21 protein-coding genes are annotated in these 22,008 nt (G+C 62.1%); 12 read left to right on the plus strand and 9 right to left on the minus strand.

Translation table 11 applies throughout. The annotated features are described in order from the left end of the window. A complete protein-coding gene (locus Q6A48_RS16590) occupies window positions 1–1,416 on the minus strand; it encodes an acetyl-CoA carboxylase biotin carboxylase subunit (protein ID WP_304555204.1) in 1,416 nt (471 codons plus the stop codon). Between the two features lie 187 nt (window positions 1,417–1,603). On the opposite strand from Q6A48_RS16590, the gene Q6A48_RS16595 reads away from it, so the two are divergent. Beyond that, window positions 1,604–2,566, plus strand: coding sequence for a LysR family transcriptional regulator (locus Q6A48_RS16595; RefSeq protein WP_304555205.1), 963 nt, complete (start codon window positions 1,604–1,606; stop codon window positions 2,564–2,566). Here the strand turns inward: Q6A48_RS16595 and Q6A48_RS16600 are convergent. Together Q6A48_RS16600 and hexR are read right to left on the minus strand one after the other, a co-directional pair. Continuing rightward, window positions 2,508–2,717, minus strand: a complete 210-nt coding sequence (locus Q6A48_RS16600) for a PA3496 family putative envelope integrity protein (protein ID WP_304555206.1) — start codon at window positions 2,715–2,717, stop codon at window positions 2,508–2,510. The two genes, Q6A48_RS16595 and Q6A48_RS16600, sit on opposite strands and share 59 nt — an antisense overlap. Before the next feature lie 235 nt (window positions 2,718–2,952). After that, window positions 2,953–3,819: a transcriptional regulator HexR gene (hexR, locus tag Q6A48_RS16605; RefSeq protein WP_003187110.1), complete on the minus strand. Its 867-nt coding sequence runs from the start codon at window positions 3,817–3,819 to the stop codon at window positions 2,953–2,955. Between the two features lie 381 nt (window positions 3,820–4,200). Between hexR and Q6A48_RS16610 the strand changes: the two genes are divergently transcribed. Continuing rightward, window positions 4,201–4,515 (plus strand): hypothetical protein, encoded by a 315-nt coding sequence (locus tag Q6A48_RS16610; RefSeq protein WP_304555207.1) that lies wholly within the window; start codon window positions 4,201–4,203, stop codon window positions 4,513–4,515. Between the two features lie 63 nt (window positions 4,516–4,578). On the opposite strand, the gene Q6A48_RS16615 is transcribed toward Q6A48_RS16610, so the two are convergent. Beyond that, entirely contained in the window at window positions 4,579–7,443 is a 2,865-nt protein-coding gene (locus tag Q6A48_RS16615; RefSeq protein ID WP_304555208.1) for a putative bifunctional diguanylate cyclase/phosphodiesterase, read from the minus strand. A gap of 261 nt (window positions 7,444–7,704) precedes the next feature. On the opposite strand from Q6A48_RS16615, the gene uvrD reads away from it, so the two are divergent. The 3 genes from uvrD to Q6A48_RS16630 all read left to right on the plus strand — a co-directional run bounded on the left by uvrD (window position 7,705) and on the right by Q6A48_RS16630 (window position 11,611). Further along, window positions 7,705–9,885, plus strand: a complete 2,181-nt coding sequence (gene uvrD / locus Q6A48_RS16620; protein ID WP_304555209.1) for a DNA helicase II — start codon at window positions 7,705–7,707, stop codon at window positions 9,883–9,885. Window positions 9,886–10,193: 308 nt separating this feature from the next. After that, a complete protein-coding gene (locus Q6A48_RS16625) occupies window positions 10,194–11,063 on the plus strand; it encodes a Tim44 domain-containing protein (RefSeq protein WP_304555211.1) in 870 nt (289 codons plus the stop codon). Between the two features lie 140 nt (window positions 11,064–11,203). After that, a complete protein-coding gene (locus tag Q6A48_RS16630; protein WP_003187120.1) occupies window positions 11,204–11,611 on the plus strand; it encodes an SMI1/KNR4 family protein in 408 nt (135 codons plus the stop codon). A gap of 20 nt (window positions 11,612–11,631) precedes the next feature. On the opposite strand, the gene Q6A48_RS16635 is transcribed toward Q6A48_RS16630, so the two are convergent. Next, window positions 11,632–13,395: a cation:proton antiporter gene (locus Q6A48_RS16635; protein ID WP_304555212.1), complete on the minus strand. Its 1,764-nt coding sequence runs from the start codon at window positions 13,393–13,395 to the stop codon at window positions 11,632–11,634. 273 nt (window positions 13,396–13,668) lie between these two features. Between Q6A48_RS16635 and Q6A48_RS16640 the strand changes: the two genes are divergently transcribed. Continuing rightward, window positions 13,669–14,154 (plus strand): acyl-CoA thioesterase, encoded by a 486-nt coding sequence (locus Q6A48_RS16640; protein WP_304555213.1) that lies wholly within the window; start codon window positions 13,669–13,671, stop codon window positions 14,152–14,154. A gap of 152 nt (window positions 14,155–14,306) precedes the next feature. Here the strand turns inward: Q6A48_RS16640 and pdxY are convergent, their stop codons facing one another. Then, window positions 14,307–15,179 (minus strand): pyridoxal kinase PdxY, encoded by an 873-nt coding sequence (gene pdxY, locus Q6A48_RS16645; RefSeq protein WP_304555214.1) that lies wholly within the window; start codon window positions 15,177–15,179, stop codon window positions 14,307–14,309. 119 nt (window positions 15,180–15,298) lie between these two features. Between pdxY and Q6A48_RS16650 the strand changes: the two genes are divergently transcribed. Then, window positions 15,299–15,721, plus strand: a complete 423-nt coding sequence (locus Q6A48_RS16650) for a DUF3301 domain-containing protein (protein WP_304555215.1) — start codon at window positions 15,299–15,301, stop codon at window positions 15,719–15,721. 12 nt (window positions 15,722–15,733) lie between these two features. Here the strand turns inward: Q6A48_RS16650 and Q6A48_RS16655 are convergent, their stop codons facing one another. After that, a complete protein-coding gene (locus tag Q6A48_RS16655; protein ID WP_304555216.1) occupies window positions 15,734–16,699 on the minus strand; it encodes a CobW family GTP-binding protein in 966 nt (321 codons plus the stop codon). Window positions 16,700–16,726: 27 nt separating this feature from the next. Here Q6A48_RS16655 and Q6A48_RS16660 point away from each other — a divergent pair, with 27 nt between their 5' ends. Then, window positions 16,727–17,080 carry an NADH:ubiquinone oxidoreductase gene (locus Q6A48_RS16660; protein WP_304555217.1) on the plus strand — a complete coding sequence of 118 codons (354 nt, stop codon included), beginning with the start codon at window positions 16,727–16,729 and terminating at the stop codon, window positions 17,078–17,080. Here Q6A48_RS16660 and Q6A48_RS16665 read toward each other — a convergent pair. Together Q6A48_RS16665 and zigA are read right to left on the minus strand one after the other, a co-directional pair. Next, window positions 17,077–17,724: a DUF1826 domain-containing protein gene (locus Q6A48_RS16665; protein WP_304555218.1), complete on the minus strand. Its 648-nt coding sequence runs from the start codon at window positions 17,722–17,724 to the stop codon at window positions 17,077–17,079. The genes Q6A48_RS16660 and Q6A48_RS16665 overlap by 4 nt on opposite strands. Next, a complete protein-coding gene (gene zigA / locus Q6A48_RS16670; RefSeq protein WP_304555219.1) occupies window positions 17,724–18,932 on the minus strand; it encodes a zinc metallochaperone GTPase ZigA in 1,209 nt (402 codons plus the stop codon). The genes Q6A48_RS16665 and zigA overlap by 1 nt, the downstream gene beginning before the upstream one ends. Before the next feature lie 141 nt (window positions 18,933–19,073). On the opposite strand from zigA, the gene Q6A48_RS16675 reads away from it, so the two are divergent. The 4 genes from Q6A48_RS16675 (at window position 19,074) to Q6A48_RS16690 (ending at window position 22,006) form a co-directional block, all read left to right on the plus strand. Continuing rightward, window positions 19,074–19,469 carry a glutamine synthetase gene (locus Q6A48_RS16675; RefSeq protein WP_304555220.1) on the plus strand — a complete coding sequence of 132 codons (396 nt, stop codon included), beginning with the start codon at window positions 19,074–19,076 and terminating at the stop codon, window positions 19,467–19,469. Between the two features lie 109 nt (window positions 19,470–19,578). Beyond that, the gene (gene folE2, locus Q6A48_RS16680) at window positions 19,579–20,475 is read left to right on the plus strand and encodes a GTP cyclohydrolase FolE2 (protein WP_304555221.1); all 897 of its coding nucleotides are present in this window, start codon (window positions 19,579–19,581) and stop codon (window positions 20,473–20,475) included. Beyond that, complete coding sequence (locus Q6A48_RS16685; RefSeq protein WP_304555222.1) at window positions 20,472–21,140, plus strand: metal ABC transporter ATP-binding protein; 669 nt, start codon at window positions 20,472–20,474, stop codon at window positions 21,138–21,140. Before folE2 ends, Q6A48_RS16685 begins: the two co-directional genes overlap by 4 nt. Further along, on the plus strand, window positions 21,140–22,006 hold the full coding sequence (locus tag Q6A48_RS16690) for a metal ABC transporter permease (protein WP_304555223.1): 867 nt from the start codon (window positions 21,140–21,142) through the stop codon (window positions 22,004–22,006). The genes Q6A48_RS16685 and Q6A48_RS16690 overlap by 1 nt, the downstream gene beginning before the upstream one ends. Window positions 22,007–22,008: the final 2 nt, after the last annotated feature.

Raw genomic sequence — 22,008 nt, forward strand, 5'->3', positions numbered from 1 at the left:
TTACAGGCCTGCGTGGGCGGCAATGGCGGCGGCGATGGCCAGGGCCAGCTCTTCGGGTTTGCGCTTGATCGAGTAGTTGGTCAGTTCAGGAAGGCTTTCGACGAAGCTGGTATTGAACTGGCCGCTGCGGAATTCCGGATTGCGCAGGATCTCCTGGTAATACGCCGCGGTGGTCTTGACCCCTTGCAGACGCATGTCGTCCAGGGCCCGCAGGCCGCGGTCCATCGCTTCTTCCCAGGTCAACGCCCAGACCACCAGCTTCAGGCACATCGAATCGTAGAACGGTGGGATGGTGTAGCCGGTGTAGATCGCCGTGTCGGTGCGCACGCCGGGGCCGCCGGGGGCGTAGTAGCGGGTGATCTTGCCGAAGCTGGGCAGGAAGTTGTTCTTCGGGTCCTCGGCGTTGATGCGAAACTGCAACGCGAAGCCCCGGTGCTGGATGTCTTCCTGCTTGACCGACAGCGGCAGCCCGGATGCGATGCGGATCTGCTCGCGCACGATGTCGATGCCAGTGATTTCTTCGGTGATGGTGTGTTCGACCTGCACCCGGGTGTTCATCTCCATGAAGTACACCTCGCCCTCGGCGAGCAGGAACTCCACGGTGCCGGCATTCTCGTAGCCCACGGCCTTGGCGGCGCGTACCGACAGGTCGCCGATGTAGGCGCGCTGCTCGGGGGTCAGTTGCGGGCTCGGGGCGATTTCGATCAACTTCTGGTTGCGGCGCTGGATCGAGCAGTCGCGCTCGAACAGGTGCACCACGTTGCCGAAGCTGTCACCGAGGATCTGCGCTTCGATGTGCTTGGGATTGACGATGCACTTTTCCAGGAACACTTCCGCCGAACCGAACGCCTTGGTGGCTTCGGAGATCACCCGGGGGAACGCCTGTTCGAGTTCCTCGCGGCTGTTGCAACGGCGGATACCCCGGCCGCCACCGCCGGACGTCGCCTTGAGCATCACCGGGTACCCGATGCGGTCGCCTTCAGCCAGGGCTTCTTCAATGCCCGACACGTTGCCTTCGGTGCCTGGCGTGACCGGTACGCCAGCCTTGATCATGCTGCGGCGCGCTTCGGTCTTGTCGCCCATGCGGCGAATGACTTCCGCCGACGGGCCGATGAATTTGATGCCGCGTTCGGCGCAGATGTCAGCCAGTTCAGCGTTTTCCGAAAGGAAGCCGTAGCCGGGGTGCAGCGCATCGCAGCCGGTTTCCACCGCCAGGTTCACCAACTTGCGCGGGTTGAGGTAACCGGCCAGCGGATCGGCGCCAATGCTGTGGGCCTCGTCCGCACGCTTGACATGCAGCGCATGGCGGTCCGCGTCGGAGTAGACCGCGACCGAGCGAATGCCCATCTCGGCGCAAGCGCGCACGATGCGGACGGCAATCTCACCACGGTTGGCGATCAGGATCTTTGTTATCAATTGGAGGTTCCCTTGAGCCGGTGATACCACGGCCTGGGATCCAGGCCGACGCGTGACCAGATGTAACAATTGGTCGCAGCCCCACACTAGTCCCGGGCGTTGATTAACAAAAATGAATATTTATTGGGTCACGCATAAGCAAACACTTATAGTTGCGCTATCCGTCCCGCTCCAGAGTGCTTAGAAAATGCGTAAGTCGTTGATGCGTATGACATTGCGTCAATTGCAGATTTTCAATGAGGTGTGCGACCTGAGGTCCTACAGCCGTGCAGCTGACGAAATGTCTCTCACACAACCCGCCGTTAGCCTACAGATTCGATCCCTGGAAGAGCTGATTGGCCAGCCATTGTTCGAGTATGTCGGCAAGAAGCTCTACATGACCGAGGCCGCCGAAGCCCTGCAACGCGCCAGCCGGGACATCTTCGGGCGGCTGGAGAACCTCGACATGCAGCTGTCGGACATGCAGGGTTCGCTGCAGGGCCAATTGAAGCTGGCGGTGGAGTCCAGCGCCAAGTACTTCGTCCCGCACCTGTTCGCCGCGTTCAAGCGCCAGCACCCGGAGGTCAACCTGAGCCTCACGGTGGTCAATCGCGGCCAGGTCATCCGCCGGCTCTCGGACAATCGCGATGATGTGGTGATCATGTCCATGGTGCCCCAGGACATGGGCCTGGAGTTCTTGCCGTTCCTCAACAACCCGATTGTCGCCGTGGCGCCCCCGGACCATCCGCTGTGCCACATGGGCCCATTGCGCTTGCAGGACCTGGAGCCCTATACGCTACTGCTGCGCGAGCCGGGCTCAGGCACGCGGCTGGCCTGCGAGGAATACTTCAAGGAGAAACGGGTGCACTTCACCCAGACGCTGGAGGTCGCTTCGGCGGAGGCCCAGCGCGAATGCGTGGTGGCCGGGCTGGGCGTGGCGCTGTTGACGCGCCACGCCGTGAGCCGGGAGCTGTCGTCCGGCGCACTCGTCGAGCTGCCGGTGGAGGAACTGCCGCTGTACCGCAGTTGGTGCCTGGTGCAGGCCAGGGCGAAACGCCTGTCACCGGTGGCTCACGCCTTCCTGGCGTTCGTGCGCGGCGAACGTGCTCAGATCATTGGCCTGGTTGAACGTTTCGACGGGAAGCCGCCGGCGTTGCCTGCCAGTAATTGAATTCTGCGGCGTCAGGGAATTCGCTGATTTCTGCCAGGAGCTGGCGCTGTTCGCAGCGGTCTTCGATCGCACGACGAAAGGCCATGCGGCGCTGGTCTTCTTGCTGACGACGGGTTTTGACGGCGCTGCGTTCTTCGTAGGACTGGGTCATATCGAGACTCCCAAGACGTATACGGGAGCTTTACGATGCAGGGGCGGGATGACCGTTTGGCGGCGCCAGGGTTACAGAACGATGAATTGTGGCGAGGGGATTTATCCCCGCTGGGCTGCGAAGCAGACCCCAGCTTTTTCTTGTGTGTCAGGTGATTTGCAGTGGCTGTTCGAGGGGCTGCTGTGCAGCTCAACGGGGATAAATCCCCTCGCCACAGACAGCATCCGCTTCAAGTTCAGTCGTCCAGCGCCTTCACCGACTTGGGCGACAACCGCAGGCTGCGCAAGCTGCGCTTCACGCTCTTGAGATGGTTGACCAGGCTCGGCCCCCGGGCCATTGCAACGCCCATCGCCAGCACGTCGATCACCACCAGGTGGGCGATGCGCGAGGTCAAGGGGGTGTAGATTTCGGTGTCTTCGTGCACGTCGATGGCCAGGTTCACCGTGGAGAGTTCGGCCAGGGGAGTCTGGCTCGGGCACAAGGTAATCAGCGAGGCGCCGCTCTCGCGCACCAGGTTCGCGGTGATCAGCAAATCCTTGGAACGTCCCGACTGCGAGATGCAGATGGCGACGTCGGTGGGTTTCAGGGTCACGGCCGACATCGCCTGCATGTGCGGATCGGAATAGGCCGCCGCCGTCAGCAGCAGCCGGAAGAACTTGTGCTGGGCATCGGCCGCCACCGCGCCTGAAGCGCCGAAGCCATAAAACTCCACGCGCTGGGCCTGGGACATCGCCGTGACGGCTTTCTGCAGGGCCACCGGGTCGAGCTTCTCGCGCACCTCCATCAGGGTGTGGAGGGTGGTGTCGAAGATTTTCAGGCTGTAGTCGGCGACCGAATCGTCTTCGTGGATCGCGAACTGGCCGAAGCTCGCGCCAGCGGCGAGGCTTTGCGCCAGCTTCAGCTTCAGGTCCTGGAAACCCGAGCAACCGATGGCCCGGCAGAAACGCACGATGGTCGGTTCGCTGATACCAACGCTGTGGGCAAGGTCCGCCATCGAGCTGTGCATGACGGCCGCAGGATCGAGCAGCACGTGATCGGCGACTTTCAGCTCCGATTTGCGCAGCAGGTGGCGTGACTGGGCGATATGTTGCAACAGGTTCAAGGGGCTGGACTCTTGTTATTGGCAGGTGCCGGGATGTAGCAAGCTTGTAGTTATACTACAAGAATCGGCTTTTTGCCTGCCCTAAACGTAACTGAATCACCGCGCTGCGCCTTTGTTTTAGCCGAAGATCCCTGATGTAGCCACCTGGGCGAGGCGCCGCGGGATCTTCCCGGCGGCGGCTCCGCCCTGGGTTGTCGCTCGTTACATGAACGATCAACTAACACGCGGCGACTGACTGCAGTGGATTAGTTGTTTTTATCGGCCACTGCGCCTACACATAAATCAACTTACAAATGAAACCACCCTCGTTATTTCTCAACCCCCTTCGAGTGGTTATATTGAGTCCGCAGGAAGCAAACATACGATAACAGGAGTTACACCATGAACATTAAAACCAACGATTGGACCGCACAAATAAACCGCATGCCCGGCGACGCCTTTTTCCGCGTCACAGGCACCGTCACCCTGCCTAACTCGGGCGTTACGCCAAGGCTGGAACGCAGCCAGCTACAAGACAAATCCTTCGACCTGCGCCTGGAATTGAAACTTGAAAGTTCCGACGGCGTGTTCCTGCAAGTCATGACCGACAAGCCTGTCGAATATAAAGTGGCTGGCAATTCCAATGTAACGGGCGTCAGCATCTTTTATGAAGGCGAGTTACTGCACCATATCGATGATGTTCTGATCACCGAATAAAAAACATGGCTTCCTGACTTCCCGCCGAATCCAATGAGGATTCGGTGGGAAGTTTCTTCACGCTCAATCCTGAGCCTTCAACAGGTTTCCAAGCCCTTGCGCCTCGATTGGCTGGCTGATCAGGTAGCCCTGAACCTCGTCACACCCCTCGTGCCTGAGAAACGCCAACTGGTCATCCCGCTCCACACCTTCAGCCACCACCTTCAGCGACAAGCCATGGGCCATGGCGATGATTGCCCGGGTAATCGCCGCGTCTTCGCTGCCCTCCCCCAGCCCGCGAATGAACGCCTGGTCGATCTTCACGTAATCCACCGGAATCCGCTTGAGGTAGCTCAGGGACGAATAGCCCGTGCCGAAATCGTCGATCGCCAGTGTCACGCCCAGGTCACGCAGTTGCTGGAAGGTCGCGATGATGTGTTCGACGCTGTCGAGCAGCTGGCTTTCGGTCAGCTCCAGTTCCAGGTAACGAGGCTCCAGCCCGGTTTCTTCCAGCACCTGGCGCACCAGGCTGACCAACTTGCCCTGGCGCAACTGATGCACCGACAGGTTGACCGAGACCCTGATTGGCGCAAGACCCTCGCGCTGCCATTCGCAGGCCTGCCAGCAGGCCTGGCGCAACACGAACTCGCCAATCGGCCCGATCAGCCCGGTTTCCTCGGCCAGCCCGATGAAGTCGCCTGGCGGGATCCGCCCCATGGCCGGATGGTCCCAGCGCACCAAGGCTTCGGCAGCGTTCAGGCGACCGGTGGCCAGGCACAACTTGGGTTGGTAGAAGACCTTCAATTGCTGCTCTTCAAGGGCTTTGCGCAGCTGGTTTTCCAATTGCAGGCGCTCCAGGGTGCTGGCCTGGAGACTGTCGGTGTAGAACTGGAAATTATTGCCGCCCAGGTGCTTGGCATGTTGCATTGCCATATTGGCCTGGCTGACCAGCGTGGACACTTCCCGCGCATTATCGGGCAGCAGGCTGATGCCGATGGAGGCGCTGACCACCAACTCATGGCCTTCGATGGTCAGCGGCAGGCGCAACTTGGCCGACAACCGCGTGGCCACCCGGGCCAGGCTGGAGAGATTGCCATAGGCGTCGAACAGCACGCCGAATTCGTCGCCGGACAAACGGGCGATGGTGTCGGCTTCGGGCAGTGCATTGATCAGGCGCCGGGCCATTTTCTGCAGCAACTGGTCGGCGATATCGTGGCCCAGGCTGTCGTTGAGCAGCTTGAAGCGGTCCAGGTCGATGTGCAGCAGCGCCAAGCTGCGTCGTCCGCCCTGGCGCACCCGTTGATGCGCTTCCTGCAAGCGTTCGCGAAACAGCGAGCGATTCGCCAGCCCGGTCAGTTCGTCGTAATGGGTGAGGTAGCGCATCCGCTCTTCGGATTCGCGGCGCGCCGAAAGGTCGGCAAAGAAGCCGACGATATGGCTGACATTTCCCCGGGCATCGCGCACGACGTTCAAGTGCAGCCACTGCGGGTACAGCTCGCCATTGGCCCGCGCTTCCACCAGTTCACCCTGCCAGGAGCCATGCTGCTTGAGCGACTGGCGAATGACCGGGTAGTGCCGGCGCGCATCGCGACTGCACGGCAGGTCGACCACATTGCGCCCGAGCATGTCATCGATGCTGAACCCGGTCACCCGGGTAAAGGCCTGGTTGGCGGCCAAGAGTACAAAGCCCGGATCGAAGATCACGATGCCTTCGCTGGCAGCCTCGAATACCGTGGCCGCGAGCTGCCGTTGCTGCTCGAGCTCCTTGGTGGCGCTGATGTTTCGCCGCGTGCCCACCATGCGCAACACCCGGCCGGCCGCGCTGCGCTCCACCGCCCGGCCCCGGTCTTCGATCCAGACCCAGTGCCCGTCGCTGTGACGTATACGGTACTCGATCTGGTAATCCTCGCTGCGCCCCTTGAGGTGTTCGACCAGGGCCCGCTTGAGGGCCGGCAGGTCCTGGGGATGCAGGCGCGGGGTCAGATGACTGAGCATCGCCGTGACGTACTCGGGCTCCAGGCCGAACAACTCCTTGAGCTGGGTGTGATGGACCTCGTCGGTCTGCAGGTTCCAGTCCCATAGCCCCAGTTCGCTGGCCTTGAGCGCGAGGGCCAGGCGCGCCTCGCTCTTGCTCAGGGCCTGGCTGGCCACCTCCAGTTCGAGGCTGCGCTGCGCGACCCGTGCTTCCAGGCCGACCTGGGCGGCCCGCAGCTTGTCCTCCGCCGCACGACGCTGCTCGACTTCCCGGGCCAACGCTTCGTTGAGTTGCCCGCCGCGGATTTGCGCCTGCTGCAAGTGCTCGATCAGCGCCTGGTTCTGGAACCGTCGCAACAGGCCATTCTGGATCAGCCGGTTGACCTGCCAGGCCACGACGCTCAGCGAAGCCAGCACCACCAGCCCCAGCCAGCCCCAGCCGTGCTGTTGCTCGTCACCGCCCCAGAAGAGGTAGGCGATGGCCGGCAACAGGCAGGGCAAGGTAAACGACAGGTAGGCGGGGAGGCTTACGGCGTAGGCGACGCTGGCCGAGAGGGTAGCGGCGCCGATCAGGCCGAATACCCAGGCCTGCTGCTGGAAGCTGTCGGCCGGTACCAACGCGATACCGGCACCGGCCAAGGTCAGGCCGGTCATCGCCGAGCCCAGCAAGAACATGCGCAGCCAGATCGGATGGGCTTGGCGACTCGGCATCGCCGAATCGAACGCGGCGACCTGGATCACCCGCAACGCGACCAGCGACAACAACCAGACCAGCCAGACGCTGACCAGGAAATAGCGCGCCGGCTGCCACAGCAGCGCGGCGCAGACCAGGCCGTTGATCAACATGAACAGCGTGGGCAGCAGCGAGCCCTGGTACAGCATCCGTGTACGCTCGACCGCCATCTCCGTGGCGTACTGCTTGCAGATGACCCGCGGCTCCACACAAGGGCCCGCCAGATCGGAATTAAGGGTCATAGGCACTGTTCTTGTTCTTATTCAGAGGGCACGGAGAACCCGAAAACGAGCACCGAGCATACACAAGCGCGAAGCCATCCCACACTGCTCCAGCTCATAAAAATACGGAAAATACTCGCCTGTTCATCCCATTGCGGCCCCTGCAAGCGAGCACCGACAACGGCTGCAGCCCATGACCAACCGGTCATCCTCAAACGATCTTTCATCGGCTCAGGCAAAGCGGAGTTTGCCCGGGGTGGCGCCGCACCCTAGAATGCCCCGATGCGCGATGATCTCTCCCTTCTGCTGAACTCCCTCAACGATGCCCAACGCCAGGCCGTAGCTGCCTCCGTGGGTCGTCAGTTGGTCCTGGCCGGTGCCGGCTCCGGTAAGACCCGAGTGCTGGTGCACCGTATCGCCTGGTTGATCCAGGTCGAGAACGCCTCGCCCCATTCGATCCTGTCGGTGACCTTCACCAACAAGGCCGCGGCCGAGATGCGACATCGCATCGAGCAGTTGATGGGCATCAACCCCGCCGGCATGTGGGTCGGCACCTTCCACGGCCTGGCGCACCGCTTGCTGCGGGCACATTGGCAGGAAGCCGGCCTGAGCCAGACCTTCCAGATCCTCGACAGCGATGACCAGCAGCGCCTGGTGAAACGGGTGATCCGCGAGCTGGGTCTCGACGAGCAACGCTGGCCCGCCCGCCAGGCCCAGTGGTTCATCAATGGCCAGAAGGACGAAGGCCTGCGCCCGCAACACATCCAGGCCAGCGGCGACCTGTTCCTGGCGACCATGCGCAGCATCTACGAAGCCTACGAGGCCGCCTGCCAGCGCGCCGGGGTCATCGACTTCTCCGAGCTGCTGCTGCGGGCGCTGGACTTGTGGCGTGATCATCCCGGGCTGCTGGAGCACTACCAGAAGCGCTTCCGCCATGTGCTGGTGGACGAGTTCCAGGACACCAACGCCGTGCAGTACGCCTGGTTGCGCCTGCTCGCCAAGGGCGGTGACAGCCTGATGGTCGTGGGTGACGACGACCAGTCGATCTACGGCTGGCGCGGCGCCAAGATCGAGAACATCCACCAGTATTCGGCGGACTTCCCCGACGCCGAGGTCATCCGCCTGGAACAGAACTACCGCTCCACCGCCGGCATCCTCAAGGCCGCCAACGCCCTGATCGCCAACAACACCGGGCGCCTGGGCAAGGAGCTGTGGACCGATGGCGGCGAAGGCGAGGCGATCAACCTCTACGCCGCCTTCAACGAACACGATGAAGCGCGCTATGTGGTGGAAACCATCGAGAGCGCGCTGAGAACCGGGCTGGCGCGCAGCGACATTGCCATCCTGTATCGTTCCAACGCCCAGTCGCGGGTGCTGGAAGAGGCTTTGCTGCGCGAACGCATCCCGTACCGCATCTATGGCGGCCAGCGCTTCTTCGAACGCGCCGAAATCAAGAATGCCATGGCCTACCTGCGCCTGATCGAAGGACGCGGCAACGACGCGGCCCTGGAGCGGGTGATCAACGTGCCGACGCGAGGCATCGGCGAGAAGACCGTCGAAGCGATTCGCGATCACGCGCGCCACAGCCACGTGTCCATGTGGGAAGCCATGCGCCAGCTGGTGACCAACAAGGGCGTGACCGGTCGCGCGGCCGGTGCACTGAAGGCGTTCATGGACCTGATAGAGGACCTGGCCGCCAAGTGCGCGCAGATGCCGCTGCACCTGATGACCCAGACCGTCATCGAGCAGTCCGGCCTGATCGCCTACCACGAGGCGGAAAAAGGCGAGAAAGGCCAGGCCCGGGTGGAAAACCTGGAGGAGCTGGTCAGCGCGGCGCGCAACTTCGAGAACACCGAGGACGACGCCGAGCTGTCGCCACTGGCGGCATTCCTCGGGCACGCGTCCCTGGAAGCCGGCGACACCCAGGCCGACGAACACGAAGACAGCATCCAGTTGATGACCCTGCACAGCGCCAAGGGCCTGGAATTCCCCTACGTGTTCCTGGTGGGCATGGAAGAAGGCTTGTTCCCCCACAAGATGAGCCTGGAGGAGCCGGGGCGCCTGGAAGAGGAACGGCGCCTTGCCTACGTCGGCATCACCCGCGCCATGCAGAACCTGGTCATGACCTACGCCGAAACCCGACGGCTGTACGGCAGCGAGACCTACAACAAGGTGTCGCGTTTCGTACGTGAAGTGCCCAAGGGCCTGATCCAGGAAGTGCGGCTGTCCAACAGCGTCAGCCGTCCGTTCGGCGGCCAGGCGCAAGGCACCAGCAGCCTGTTCGGCGGCAGCGACATCCCGGAAACCGGCTTCAGCCTTGGCCAGGCCGTACGGCACTCGGTGTTCGGCGATGGCGTGATCCTCAACTTCGAAGGCGCCGGCGCCCAGGCCCGGGTGCAGGTGAACTTCAGCGAAGGCAGCAAATGGCTGATGCTGGGGTATGCCAAGCTGGAAGCGATCTAAAGATTGCGCAAGAAGTATCTTCTGTGGGAGCAAGGCTTGCCCGCGAGACGGTGGCGCATCCGACATAAGATGCGTCAGATAGATCGCTATCGCGGGCAAGCCTTGCTCCCACAGATGCCGCCCCACCCTATTAGTTTCCGACAAAACTTGTGCCCCTTTCCTACGACCCAAAGCGAACAAGTCCTCTTGCGCGACTGAAGCTGAACCTCACCTGTCGCGCAAAAGCCCGAAACACTCTGCCGCTAGCCAGCACCACTTCACCTGTGCAACATGGCGCGTGTGCTATTCACAAATGGGAATGCCTTTATATGAAACGTTTTCTTAGCATCGCCATGGCGCTGTGCATTGGCCTGACGATGGCCATCGATGCCAACGCCGCCAAGCGCTTTGGCGGTGGTAAAAGCTCGGGCGCCGCTCCGACTCACCAGACCAGCCAGATGGCCCCTTCCTCTGCCGCCGGGTCCACGGCCGCCGCGGGTGCGGCCGGTGCCGCTGGCGCAGCCACCAAGGCCAGCGGCGCTTCGCGCTGGCTCGGCCCCCTGGCCGGCATCGCCGCCGGTGGCCTGCTCGCTTCCATGTTCATGGGCGACGGCTTCCAGGGCATGCAGTTGTTCGACATCCTGATCATGGCGGTCATCGCCTTCCTGGTGTTCCGTTTCATCGCCGCCCGTCGCCGCAAGCAGCAGGAGCAATTCGCTCCGGCCGGCGCGCCGATGCAGCGTGAAGTGTTCAACCAGCAGCCCGCTGGCGGTTCGATCTTCGGCGGTTCGGCGGCGCCCGTGGCGGCCCGTCCGGTCATCAACGCTCCCGCCTGGTTCAACGAACAGCGTTTCGTCGAAGCCGCACGCAGCCACTTCCAGGCCTTGCAGCAGCATTGGGATGCGAACGAGATGGACAAGATCGCCGAGTTCGTGACCCCACAACTGCTGGAGTTCCTCAAGCGCGAGCGTGCCGAGCTGGGTGATGGCTTCCAGTCCACCCACATCGACAACCTGCATGTGCAGCTGGATGGCGTCGATGATCGCGCCGACAAGACCATCGCGACCCTGACTTTCAGCGGTGTGTCGAAAAACTCTCGCTTCGACCAGGGCGAAGCGTTCAGCGAAAGCTGGAACATGGAACGTGCCCAGGGCGATGACCAGCCTTGGCTGGTAGCCGGTATCCGCCAGAACAGTTGAACCTTGGCGCGTTTTGCATGTTGAAATAAAAGAACCCCGGTCCAGGCCGGGGTTTTCTATTTCGCGGTTGCATCTATAGCGAGCTACTGTATAAACCGCTCCATACAAAACCGCGCCATCGAGAAAGAGGATCCCCGGACGTGGAAGAAATCATCGAACAATTGCGTGAAGCCAACGAACCCGTGCCGGTTCCGCTGGAGTTGCCCGACGAAGACCTACTGGTAGAGATCGAAGAGCAGTTGTTCATCGATATCCCGTTCGTTTTCCGGGAGTTTTTGTTGACCGTCAGCGATGTCGTCTACGGCAGCCTGGAACCGGTTACCGTCACCGACCCACAGTCGCACACCTACCTGCCAGATGTGGCGGCCAATGCCTGGGACGCCGGCGTTGATCGCAGCCTGATTCCGATCTGCCAGGATGGCGACGATTACTACTGCGTCGAGGAGGACGGCACGGTCGTGCTGTGGCAAGCCGAAGAAGAGCTGATTGCCGAGGAGACCTGGGAATCGGTCTGGCACTGGGCCCGGGACGTCTGGCTGGAAAGCTGATAGAGGTTTGCCCTCGCCAGTCAGTGTCCGGACGACTCCTTGTGATTGTCCAGGGTTTCGAGCAAGGCCACCTGCATCCGGGTATGCAGGCGAACGAACCAGCGCCACAGCAGCGCCGCCACGGCGATGGCCACCACGGCGATCAGTCCCAGTAGCTTGTTGGTCGGCAAAATGCTGGCCGACAGGGCTGCCAACAGCAGGAAAATCATCAGCAAGGAAAGGATCGGGATCACTTCGGCGATCACCCGACGCACGCGCTGGGTGTGACGGCCAGCCATCTCCGGTTTCACGCCCAGCTCCGCCAGCAGCATCGACAGCGCCTTGAGCTTGCGGTACGCGGCAATCAGGAAGGGCAGCGACAACAACAATGCCCCGCCCCAGATCAGCGCTTTTTGCCAGCTGGGGTCGCTGATCCAGGCTTGCAGATACGCCGAGATGCCCTCGGCAAAATAACCGCCCGAGACGAAGATCGCGATCACCAACGCCAGGTTCACGCCCACCTGGAGCAAAATGCGCCTGATCATCGAGGCCACCATCGCCCCCTCGCCCTGGGGCTGGATGCTGCGCAACCACTCACCGTACATCCCCAGCACCCGCGTCAGCCGTTGTGGCATGACGCTCGCCAACCTGACGGATAGCGGGTCGGCCGCTCGAATCAGGTAAGGCGTCATCAACGTGGTCAGGACCGAAACGGCGACCGCCACGGGGTAGAGAAAATCGCTGGTGACCTGCAAGGTCATCCCCAACGAAGCGATGATGAAGGAAAATTCGCCAATTTGTGAAAGCCCCATCCCAACACGCAACGAGGTACGTCCGTCGTTACCAGCAATAAAGGCGCCGAGGCCGCAAGACAACATCTTGCCCAGCACCACCGCAGCGGTGATCACGGCAATCGGCCAGGCGTACTGGAGCAATATGGCCGGGTCGAGCATCAAGCCGATGGCGACGAAGAAAATCGCGCTGAAGAGATCACGCACCGGCTCCACCAACCGCTCGATTTTCAGCAGTTGTCGGGACTCGGCCATGATCGCGCCGATCAGAAACGCGCCGAGCACCATGCTGTATTCCAGCTTCACCACCAGCAGGCAGAAGCCAAAACACAGGCCCAGCACGGTAACCAGCAGCATCTCGTTGCTGTCGAATTTCGCCACATAGGCCAGCAGCCTCGGCACCAACAGGATGCCAATGACCAACGCGACGATCATGAACAACGACAACTTGCCGACGGTGGAAAACACCTCGCCGGAACTCACCGAGCCGCTGACGGCAATGCTCGAGAGCAAGGCGATGATGCCGATGCCCAGGATGTCCTCGACGATCAGGACCCCGAAAATCAGCTGGGCGAAGCGCTCGTTCTTCATCTTCAAGTCGTTGAGTGCCTTGACGATGATGGTCGTCGAGGAAATGGCCAGGATCGCGCCCAGGAACAACGAATCCATGGTGCCCCAGTCGAACCAGCGTCCTATTTCGTAACCGATCCAGATCATCAGCACGATTTCGAGGAACGCCGCGATGAACGCCGTGGCCCCGACCTTGAACAGCTTGCGCAGGCTGAACTCCAGGCCCAGGCAAAACATGAGGAAGATCACCCCCAGCTCGGCCAAGGTCTTGATCGTGTCTTCGTCGTGGATGAACCCGAACGGCGGCGTGTGCGGGCCGATGAGGAAGCCGGCGACGATGTAGCCCAGCACCACCGGCTGCTTGAAACGGTGGAAGAGCACGGTCACCAACCCCGCTGCCATCATGATGATCGCCAGGTCCTGGATAAAACTGATGGCATGCATGTGGCGGCTCCCTGTTCCCAATGACCCATTGCAGGGTTGGATAAATCCGTTTCCCTTGTAGGAAATGCCCTCCCATTGGGCTTTTTGAAGGTTAACACCGCGACTTCTGACAAAAAGACGGTGCAATATAAGGAAACAGATCCGTCGGCGCGTGACGGCAATCACAGGCCCAGCGTCCCGATACAGGGGGATGCAGGGCGCGTCGCGTGCAGCCCCTCACAAGCGCCCGCAGAGGTGCCTTCCTACATTGCTGCCTTGAACCGTGAGTACGTTATGGAACCCGGAAACGCCCAACTGTCGATGACGGTATTGATGACCCCCGATATGGCCAACTTCTCTGGCAATGTCCATGGCGGTACCCTGCTCAAATACCTCGATGAAGTCGCCTACGCCTGTGCCAGCCGCTACGCCGGGCGCTACGTGGTGACCCTGTCGGTTGACCAGGTGATTTTCCGTGAGCCGATTCATGTCGGCGAGCTGGTGACCTTCCTCGCCTCGGTGAACTACACCGGCAACACCTCGATGGAAGTGGGTATCAAGGTCGTGACCGAGAACATTCGCGAACGCTCGGTGCGCCACACCAACAGCTGCTTCTTCACCATGGTCGCGGTGGACGACCAGCGCAAGCCCGCCGCCGTCCCGCCACTGCAACCGCACAACAGTGAAGAAAAGCGCCGCTACGAGCAGGCCAAGCAACGCCGGCAGATCCGCCAGGAACTGGAAAAACGCTATCAGGAGATCAAGGCCGACGGTACTTGATGGACGACTCGCAACCCGGCCTTTCGCGACCAGGCTCGCTCCCACGCCCCACCGCTCAATGTGGGGGCGAGCCTGCTCGCGAAGAGCCCCTCATTCCAATACAAACGGCTGACGACGACACCCCGCCATCGCTCGCAATCGACAGCGCGCGATCAGAGGCTGATCGGCACCGCCTCGAACCGCACACGAGGATGGGCGATACGGTCCTGGGCACGCACCAGTTCCAGCTCGTAACTGGCGCAGGCCTGGGTCTCCAGGAGCACCTCATGGACCGCAGCGGCGGTGAATTCGAAGGCGGCCACCAGGCTATCGCCCAACAGGATCCGCGCCAGGAACAGCCCCGACGTCAGGTCACCCACGCCCACCGGCTGACGCGGGAACGCCAGCAGCGGACGGCGCAGGTGCCAACTGCCATCGGCGGTCACCAACAGCATTTCGAAACTGTCTTCCGGCTTGCCCGGGTAGGCCAGGTGCTTGACCAATACCGCCTTCGGACCACGGACCAGCAGCGCACGGGCCATGGCCAGGCAATCCAGTAGCGACTGCGCCTTGCGCCCCGAGAAGCTGTCCAGTTCCAGTTGGTTCGGGCACATGAGGTCTGCCACGGCCGCGGCTTCCTCCAACAGAAATTCGCTCACCTCGGGGGCCACGATGCAGCCCTTCTCCGGATGTCCCATGACGGGATCGCACAGGTACAACGCTTTCGGGTTGGCGGCCTTGATCCGCGCGACCCCCGTCAGAATCGCCCGCCCCTGGGCGGCACTTCCCAGGTAGCCGGACAACACCGCATCGCACTGCCCCAGCTCACCAATGGCCGCGATGCCCTCTACCAGCGCCGGGATCTGTTGGGGCGCCAACACCTCGCCGGCCCATTGGCCGTATTGGGTGTGATTGGAAAACTGCACGGTATTGAGCGGCCAGACGTTGACCCCGACCCGCTGCATCGGGAACACGGCGGCACTGTTGCCGGCGTGACCGAATACCACATGAGACTGGATGGCAAGCAGATGAGGTGTGCGTTTCATGCGGGAAGTTTCCGTAAAACGAATGAAATTCAAGCCGCGCAGTATGCGACTAAACGCAGCCTGTACGACAGACCGGCGACACAGTTAAGCTGACGGCAACTTGTTGGAGCACTTCGTTCATGCTGACCCTTGGAAACATTTTCGTGCTGATGCTGCTGGCCACCGGCGCCGCGTGGTTGTGGCACAACCATGGTTTGCGCGAACGGGCGCTGGCAAGGGTCATGCAGCACTGCTCCCAGCTCAAGATCGAGTTGCTGGACGGCAACGTGGCCCTGAAGAAGATCGGGTTCGTGAAAGATGCCAACGGCCGACGACGCTTGGCGCGCATCTACGATTTCGAATTCACCGTCACCGGTGAAACTCGCCACTCGGGCACCATTACCCAGTTCGGCGCCCACAGTGCACACATCGAACTGGCCCCCTACCCCATGCCGTTCGAAGAAACCCCACCCGCACCGATCGAACCCGTCCAGACCCGGCCCAGGGCCGAAGTCATCGAACTGAGCCAGTGGCGCCAGGAACACAACAAGTGGAAGCCTTGAAACTGCACTGATTCAGGGGCGCCGGCAATCCGCCAGGCCGGCTTGCAGGGCCGCCACGTCTTGGGGCCTGTCAAAAATCAATTCGATCCGTGAATCCTGCCGCCACTCGCTGGGTTGCCAGCCCGGTGTCGCGTCGCCCACGGCATTGGCCGAGAACCAACCGTCGGTGCCGTGGATAATCATCTTCGCCCGTTTCCAGGCGCAGCCTTGCAGCCAGTGGATCACCGCCGCCGTGTCGAACCGTTGGTCAGAGTGCCAGCGCCAGCCGATGCTCCAGGCGTCGCCCTGTTGCTGGAACAGACAGATCGGCAGGGAAGGATCGCTCCAGATGGCCGGTAGCTCGCCCACGCCGTTGGGCAGTTTCACGTTATCCACGGCTCCGCTCCCTCGAACGGCCAGCCCCGGCAATCGATCCAGGGGCAGCGCCGCCTGTTCCGTCCAGTGCAGCAGGCGTCCTGGCAGTTGCCCGGCCGCGCGTTCACGATCGGCCTGGCTGAGGCGCTCGGACTTGTTCAGCACCAACAGCCCGGCATCCGCCAAGGTTTCTCGCTGGGCCTCGGGCAACGGCTTGCCGTCCGCCAGCGCTTGGGCATCCAGCACCAGCACGCAAGGTTGTACCGCCAGCACGCCAAGCCATGGCGCCTGGTTCAGCTGCTGCATCAACTGCACGGGATGACCCAGGCCCGAGGGTTCGATGAACAGCCGATGCGGACGGGCCTTGCGCAGCAACCGACCCAGGCCGATCTGGAACGGTACGCCGTTGACGCAACACAGGCAGCCCCCGGCCACCTCGCCCAGTGCGATACCATCGGCGTCCCGGGTCAGCAATGCCGCGTCCAGGCCGATCTGGCCAAACTCGTTGATCAGCACCGCCCAGCGCTCGTTGGCCGGACGCTGGGCCAGCAGCTGCTTGATCAGGGTGGTTTTGCCAGCGCCCAAGGGGCCGGCGATGACATGGGTGGGAATGTGCTGCAACATAATCGACGGCTTTCGAAGGAGGTGAAGATGCGGATGATTGGCGGGTTGTTGCTGGCACTGGTTTCAGGCCAGGCGCTGGCCCAGGCTTGCGTGGTCCACAGCCAGGCGGAACGGCTGGATGTGAAAGTCTGCCAGCAGAACCGCAACATTCCAGCCAAGCTGTTCGCCGACGGTTTCTGCCAACCGAGCCTTGCCGGCCAGAAAGTCGAGGTGCGGTACGTCGACCAATGCCCTGGCGGCGCGTTCGGCATCTGCAGCAACGCCCAAGTTGCCAATATGCCTTATCGCCAGGATATTCACTATTACGGGGTGGCCACCGATGCGGCTTATCTCAAGCCATTTTGCCAGGGACAAAGCCAGGGCACCTGGCTCGCCCCCTAGGCCAGCCAGTCCAGCGTGAGGATCAAGCGGCGCTGCCCCGGGGCCAGTTGCGGCGAGCGATGAACCAGGCCCCGGCCTTCGTTACCGTGCCATTTCTCGCCCTTCAGCAAGCCCACGTCACCGCTGCGAAGCTGCTGGATGACACGTGGATCGACGGGCTCCGCCGCAGGCTCGGCAAGACGTCGGCGATCCATCACGCCCTCCTCGAGCCACTGGCTGCCCACACCTGCATAGGTGGTCAGCAGGCGTACCGGCACGTGGTCAACATGGAAGCGCGGGCACATGGCCTTGTCCAACGTTCGCAGGCGCAGGCCGATACGCCGCGCGCCCAGTAGACACCCGAACGCGCTGACCAGCCAGGCAACATCGGTGACGAACCCTTCGTAGCCGTGCAAATCCCTGAAGCCCGAGGCGAGGCCTTCCAGATTGGGGGCGGCGTCGTCATCCGGCCACTCGATGACTCGTGATTCGGCGAGCGGCGAGTCCATCGCCAGCACCATCGCCGCAAAGTCGCCAATGTGTGCGGGGAGCTGGCGTTGCCACACCGCCAGGTTGGTGTCGTCGTCCAGCACTTGCGCCAGCGTCAGCGGGGTATCGCCCTGGACCTGGCGCACCCCGGTATTGTCCAGACGCGCCGCCAGCATCACGCGGCAACCTCGTCATGCCACGCGCCGAAAGGGTCCGGCAACCGTCGCCACACCTCGACGCCGAGGGCCATTTCCGCATCGGTGAGCAGGCAGGCGTCCAGTTCGGCGGTGAGTCGGGGAAAATCCAGGCCCTGGCCGATAAAGACCAGCTCCTGGCGGCAATCGCCCGTGGCCGCGAGCCAATGGTTCATGATGGCTGCCGTGCTTTCCGGGTCTTGCGGCCACTGGTCCTCGGGGACGAACCGCCACCAGCGCCCGGCGAAGCCATGCCGCATCAAGCCCCCCGCCTGGGACCAACTGCCCGCTTCTTCAGGTTTGCTGGCCAGCCAGAAAAAGCCTTTCGAACGCAGGAGTTTGCCCTGGGTCCATGGCCGGTCGATAAAGTCGAAGAACCGCTGGGGATGGAATGGCCGGCGCGCCCGATAAGCTGTCGAGGCAATTCCGTACGCTTGGGTTTCAGGCACATGCTCGCCACGCAATTCCCGGAGCCAGCCAGGCGCCTGGGCGGCGCGCTCGAAGTCGAACAAGCCGGTGTCCAGGATCCGTCCCAAGGGCACCTGCCCCATGGTCATGGGGATTACCTGCGCCTGAGTATTGAGGCGCTGCAGGATCGCGATCAGTTCTTCCCGCTCGTGACGGCTGATCAAGTCGATCTTGCTGATCAGAATCACATCGGCGAACTCGACCTGCTCGATCAGCAAATCGGTGATCGAGCGCTCGTCCTCTTCCCCCAGGGTTTCGCCCCGGGACGCCAGGCCCTCGGCGGCCTGATAATCCAGCAGGAAATTCACACCATCGACCACTGTTACCAAAGTGTCGAGTCGGGCGACGTCAGCCAGGCTGCGGCCTTGGTCGTCACGAAAAGTGAAGGTTTCCGCCACCGGCAGCGGTTCGGAAATGCCGGTGGACTCGATCAGCAGGTAATCGAAGCGCCCTTCCCTGGCGAGCCGGCCGACTTCCTCCAGCAGGTCCTCCCGGAGGGTGCAGCAGATGCAGCCGTTGCTCATTTCCACGAGCTTTTCTTCAGCACGGTTCAGAGTGACATCGCGCTGGACTTCGCTGCCATTGATGTTGATCTCGCTCATATCGTTGACGATCACGGCCACCCGCAGATCTTCGCGATTACGCAGGATATGGTTGAGCAAGGTGCTTTTTCCAGCACCCAGGAATCCGGAAAGCACGGTAACGGGAAGGCGGTTGGGCATGGGTACATCCTCATCGGGCGGCTGCCTGGGTGCGATCGACGCGCGTCGTTGCTCATCATCGGACCTTTGGCGAGTCTCAGGTATTTTTATGTTATATTATAACTATTCCACTGTGCCAACCCCGATTGCCGAGACCATTTCATGAGCAAACTTTTGCGCTTCGTCATAGCGGGTCCGTGGCTGTTAGCGGCGTTGAGTGCGTTTTCCGCACAAAGTCCGCTTTTGGCGACCTGCACCCGCAGCGCGAATTTGCTGGCTTGCGAAGACGGACAAGGCAACGCCTACAGCGTCATGACCGCCGGAAATACGGTTTATCTCAGAGGATTTGAAGCAATCAATCAGCGCTACTGGGCGCAGACCAACGATCGATATGGCCAACTCACCTTCTTCACCGGCGTGGCTTCCAACGGCGAAAGTTGGGTCGGTTACAGTCGACGAGTAGGCTGGACCACGATAAATCGCTTTGCCAGTTCGGGCGGCAGTGCGGGTTCATTTATCTGCGCTCGCCTCAGCGGCTGCCGCGACTCGTCCCATTGATGTTTCACGTGGAACGTCGGGGAGAATGAAAATCCGTTCATGAGTAAGGTGTATTCGAATTACATGTAATACTATAACATCTACTTCGAATATCTCACGGACTTCGACCATGAATGCGTTAACACTGCCCGATGTGGCCGCGCAGGTTCCATCCGAAACTATCCCCCTTGATTGGGTGGGCATGTGTGGCATCGCGACCCCGGTGTTGATCGATGGGCAACGCCTGAGCGCAACAGTTGATGCGGGCGTCAGCCTCGACGATGGCACAGCGAGAGGCATTCACATGTCCCGGCTGTACCTCGCACTCCAAATACTCGAAGAAGCACCGTTGTCGCCGCAACTGATCCGGGAAATCCTCCGGCAATTTCTCGTCAGCCATGAAGGCCTGTCGCGCAAAGCGACCCTGCGCATTCACACCGATGTGCTGCTCAAGCGACCGGCCCTGATCAGCCCCCTGGCCGGCTGGAAACGCTACCCACTGAGCATTGAAGCGCATTTGGAACACACTATGTTCCACGTGGAACTACAGCTTCAGATCCCCTATTCCTCCACCTGTCCTTGTTCAGCCGCCCTCGCCCGGCAGTTGATCCAGCAGCGATTCATCGACGACTTCGCCAACCAGAAACTGGAGCACGCAGACGTTCTCGCTTGGCTGGGCTCATCGAATGGCATCGTCGCGACACCTCACAGTCAGCGCAGCACCGCCACGTTGTCGCTGCTGCTGAGCAGCGATTGTGATGAACTGCCGCTGCGGGCCTTCATCGACAACGCCGAGGCGGCTCTCGGCACGGCGGTGCAAACGGCGGTCAAGCGCGCCGACGAGCAAGCGTTCGCCCTCGCCAACGGCCAGAACCTGATGTTCTGCGAAGACGCCGCCCGCCGATTGCACGCCGCCTTGAGCCCATCACCGAGCATCGCCGCCGGCCAGGTTCGCGTGGTTCATGCCGAGAGCCTGCATGCCCATGATGCCGTCGCCCAAAGCCACTGGTCTCGGGAGGCATTATGATTCGCTGCCAGGACCTCTGCTGGGGCGCCCCCGGGCAGCCCCTTACCCCGCCTTTGAATATGGAGCGACCAGCAGGCAGCCTGACGGCGATCATCGGTGCCAATGGCTCGGGCAAAAGCAGCCTGCTGAAAGTGCTCGCCGGGCTGCAAAAGCCGCTGACCGGACACGTTCTGCTGGAGGTGCCACGGCGCGGCGGCGTTTCATTCCTGCCCCAACAGCAGCACCTCGATCGCCAGTTCCCCATCAACGTGCAAGAGTTGGTGGCCGCCGGCGCGTGGGGGAACCGTCACACGCCCCTGGTCCGCAAACAGCTGCTCCAGGACGCGCTAGACGATTGGGCACTGACAGGACTCGAACGTCGTCCGCTGATGGCGTTGTCCGGCGGTGAACTGCAACGCGCCCTGCTCGCCCGCCTGAGTTTGGCGCAAGCGCCACTCCTGTTGCTCGATGAACCCCATGCCGCCCTCGACGAACAAGGTCAGGTCCTGCTGTGGAAACACATCCACGGCTGGCATGCCGAGGGTCGGACCGTGGTGGTGGTTTGTCATGACCTGGTTGCGGTGCGCCAACACATTCCCGACACGCTGCTGATCAACAGAGCCGGCTGTGTGCTGGGACGCAGTGCCGAGCTGATTGCCCAACAGCCCAGCGCGTGGGTGGCTTGATGCTCGCGGCCGCGCATTTGTGGCAGCCGTTCCAGGAGTTCGTCTTCATGCGTCGGGCGTTGCTGGGCGGCCTGGTGCTGGCGTGCAGCACCGCCCCGTTGGGCGTGTTCCTGATATTGCGTCGCATGAGCCTGATCGGCGACGCGGTGGCCCACGGCATCTTGCCCGGCGCCGCCCTGGGTTTCTGGTTCGCTGGCTTGAGCTTGCCCGCCCTGACGATCGGTGGCCTGGGGGCTGGCTTGAGCATGGCCGGGCTCGCGGCGTGGATTACCCGGCGCACCGGCTTGCGGGAAGACGCCAGCCTGGCGGCGATCTATCCCATCTCCCTGGCGGCCGGCGTGTTGATTCTCGGGATCGCCGGCAAGCGCCTGGACCTGCTCCACTTGCTGTTCGGCTCGGCATTGGCGGTGGACGGTCCAACGCTCACCGGCATGCTCTGGGTCTCGGCGATCAGCCTCATGGCGATGGCGCTGATCTATCGGCCCTTGTTGCTCGACACCTTGGACCCGCTGTTCCTGCAAACCGTCAGTCGCCTCGGCCCGCTGGCCCATGGTGTGTTCCTGACCCTGGTGGTGTTGAACCTGGTGATCGGTTTCCAGGCCATCGGCGCCTTGATGGTGGTCGGGCTGATGATGCTGCCGGCCGCCGCCTCGCGATTCTGGAGCCGACGGCTGCCGGTGCTGATGATGGTCGCCGCGCTGCTCGGCTGCCTTTCGGTCTGGCTTGGCCTGTTGTTGTCGTTCTATTACTCGCTGCCCAGCGGTCCGTCCATCGTGCTGGTGGCGGGCCTGCTGTACCTGCTGTCCGTGGTACTCGGTCCGGTGCACGGCCTGCTGCGCCGCCCGCCTTTGCTCACATCCCAATGAGG

This window comes from Pseudomonas citrullilanati (assembly GCF_030580855.1).
GTDB classification, from domain to species: Bacteria; Pseudomonadota; Gammaproteobacteria; order Pseudomonadales; family Pseudomonadaceae; genus Aquipseudomonas; species Aquipseudomonas citrulli.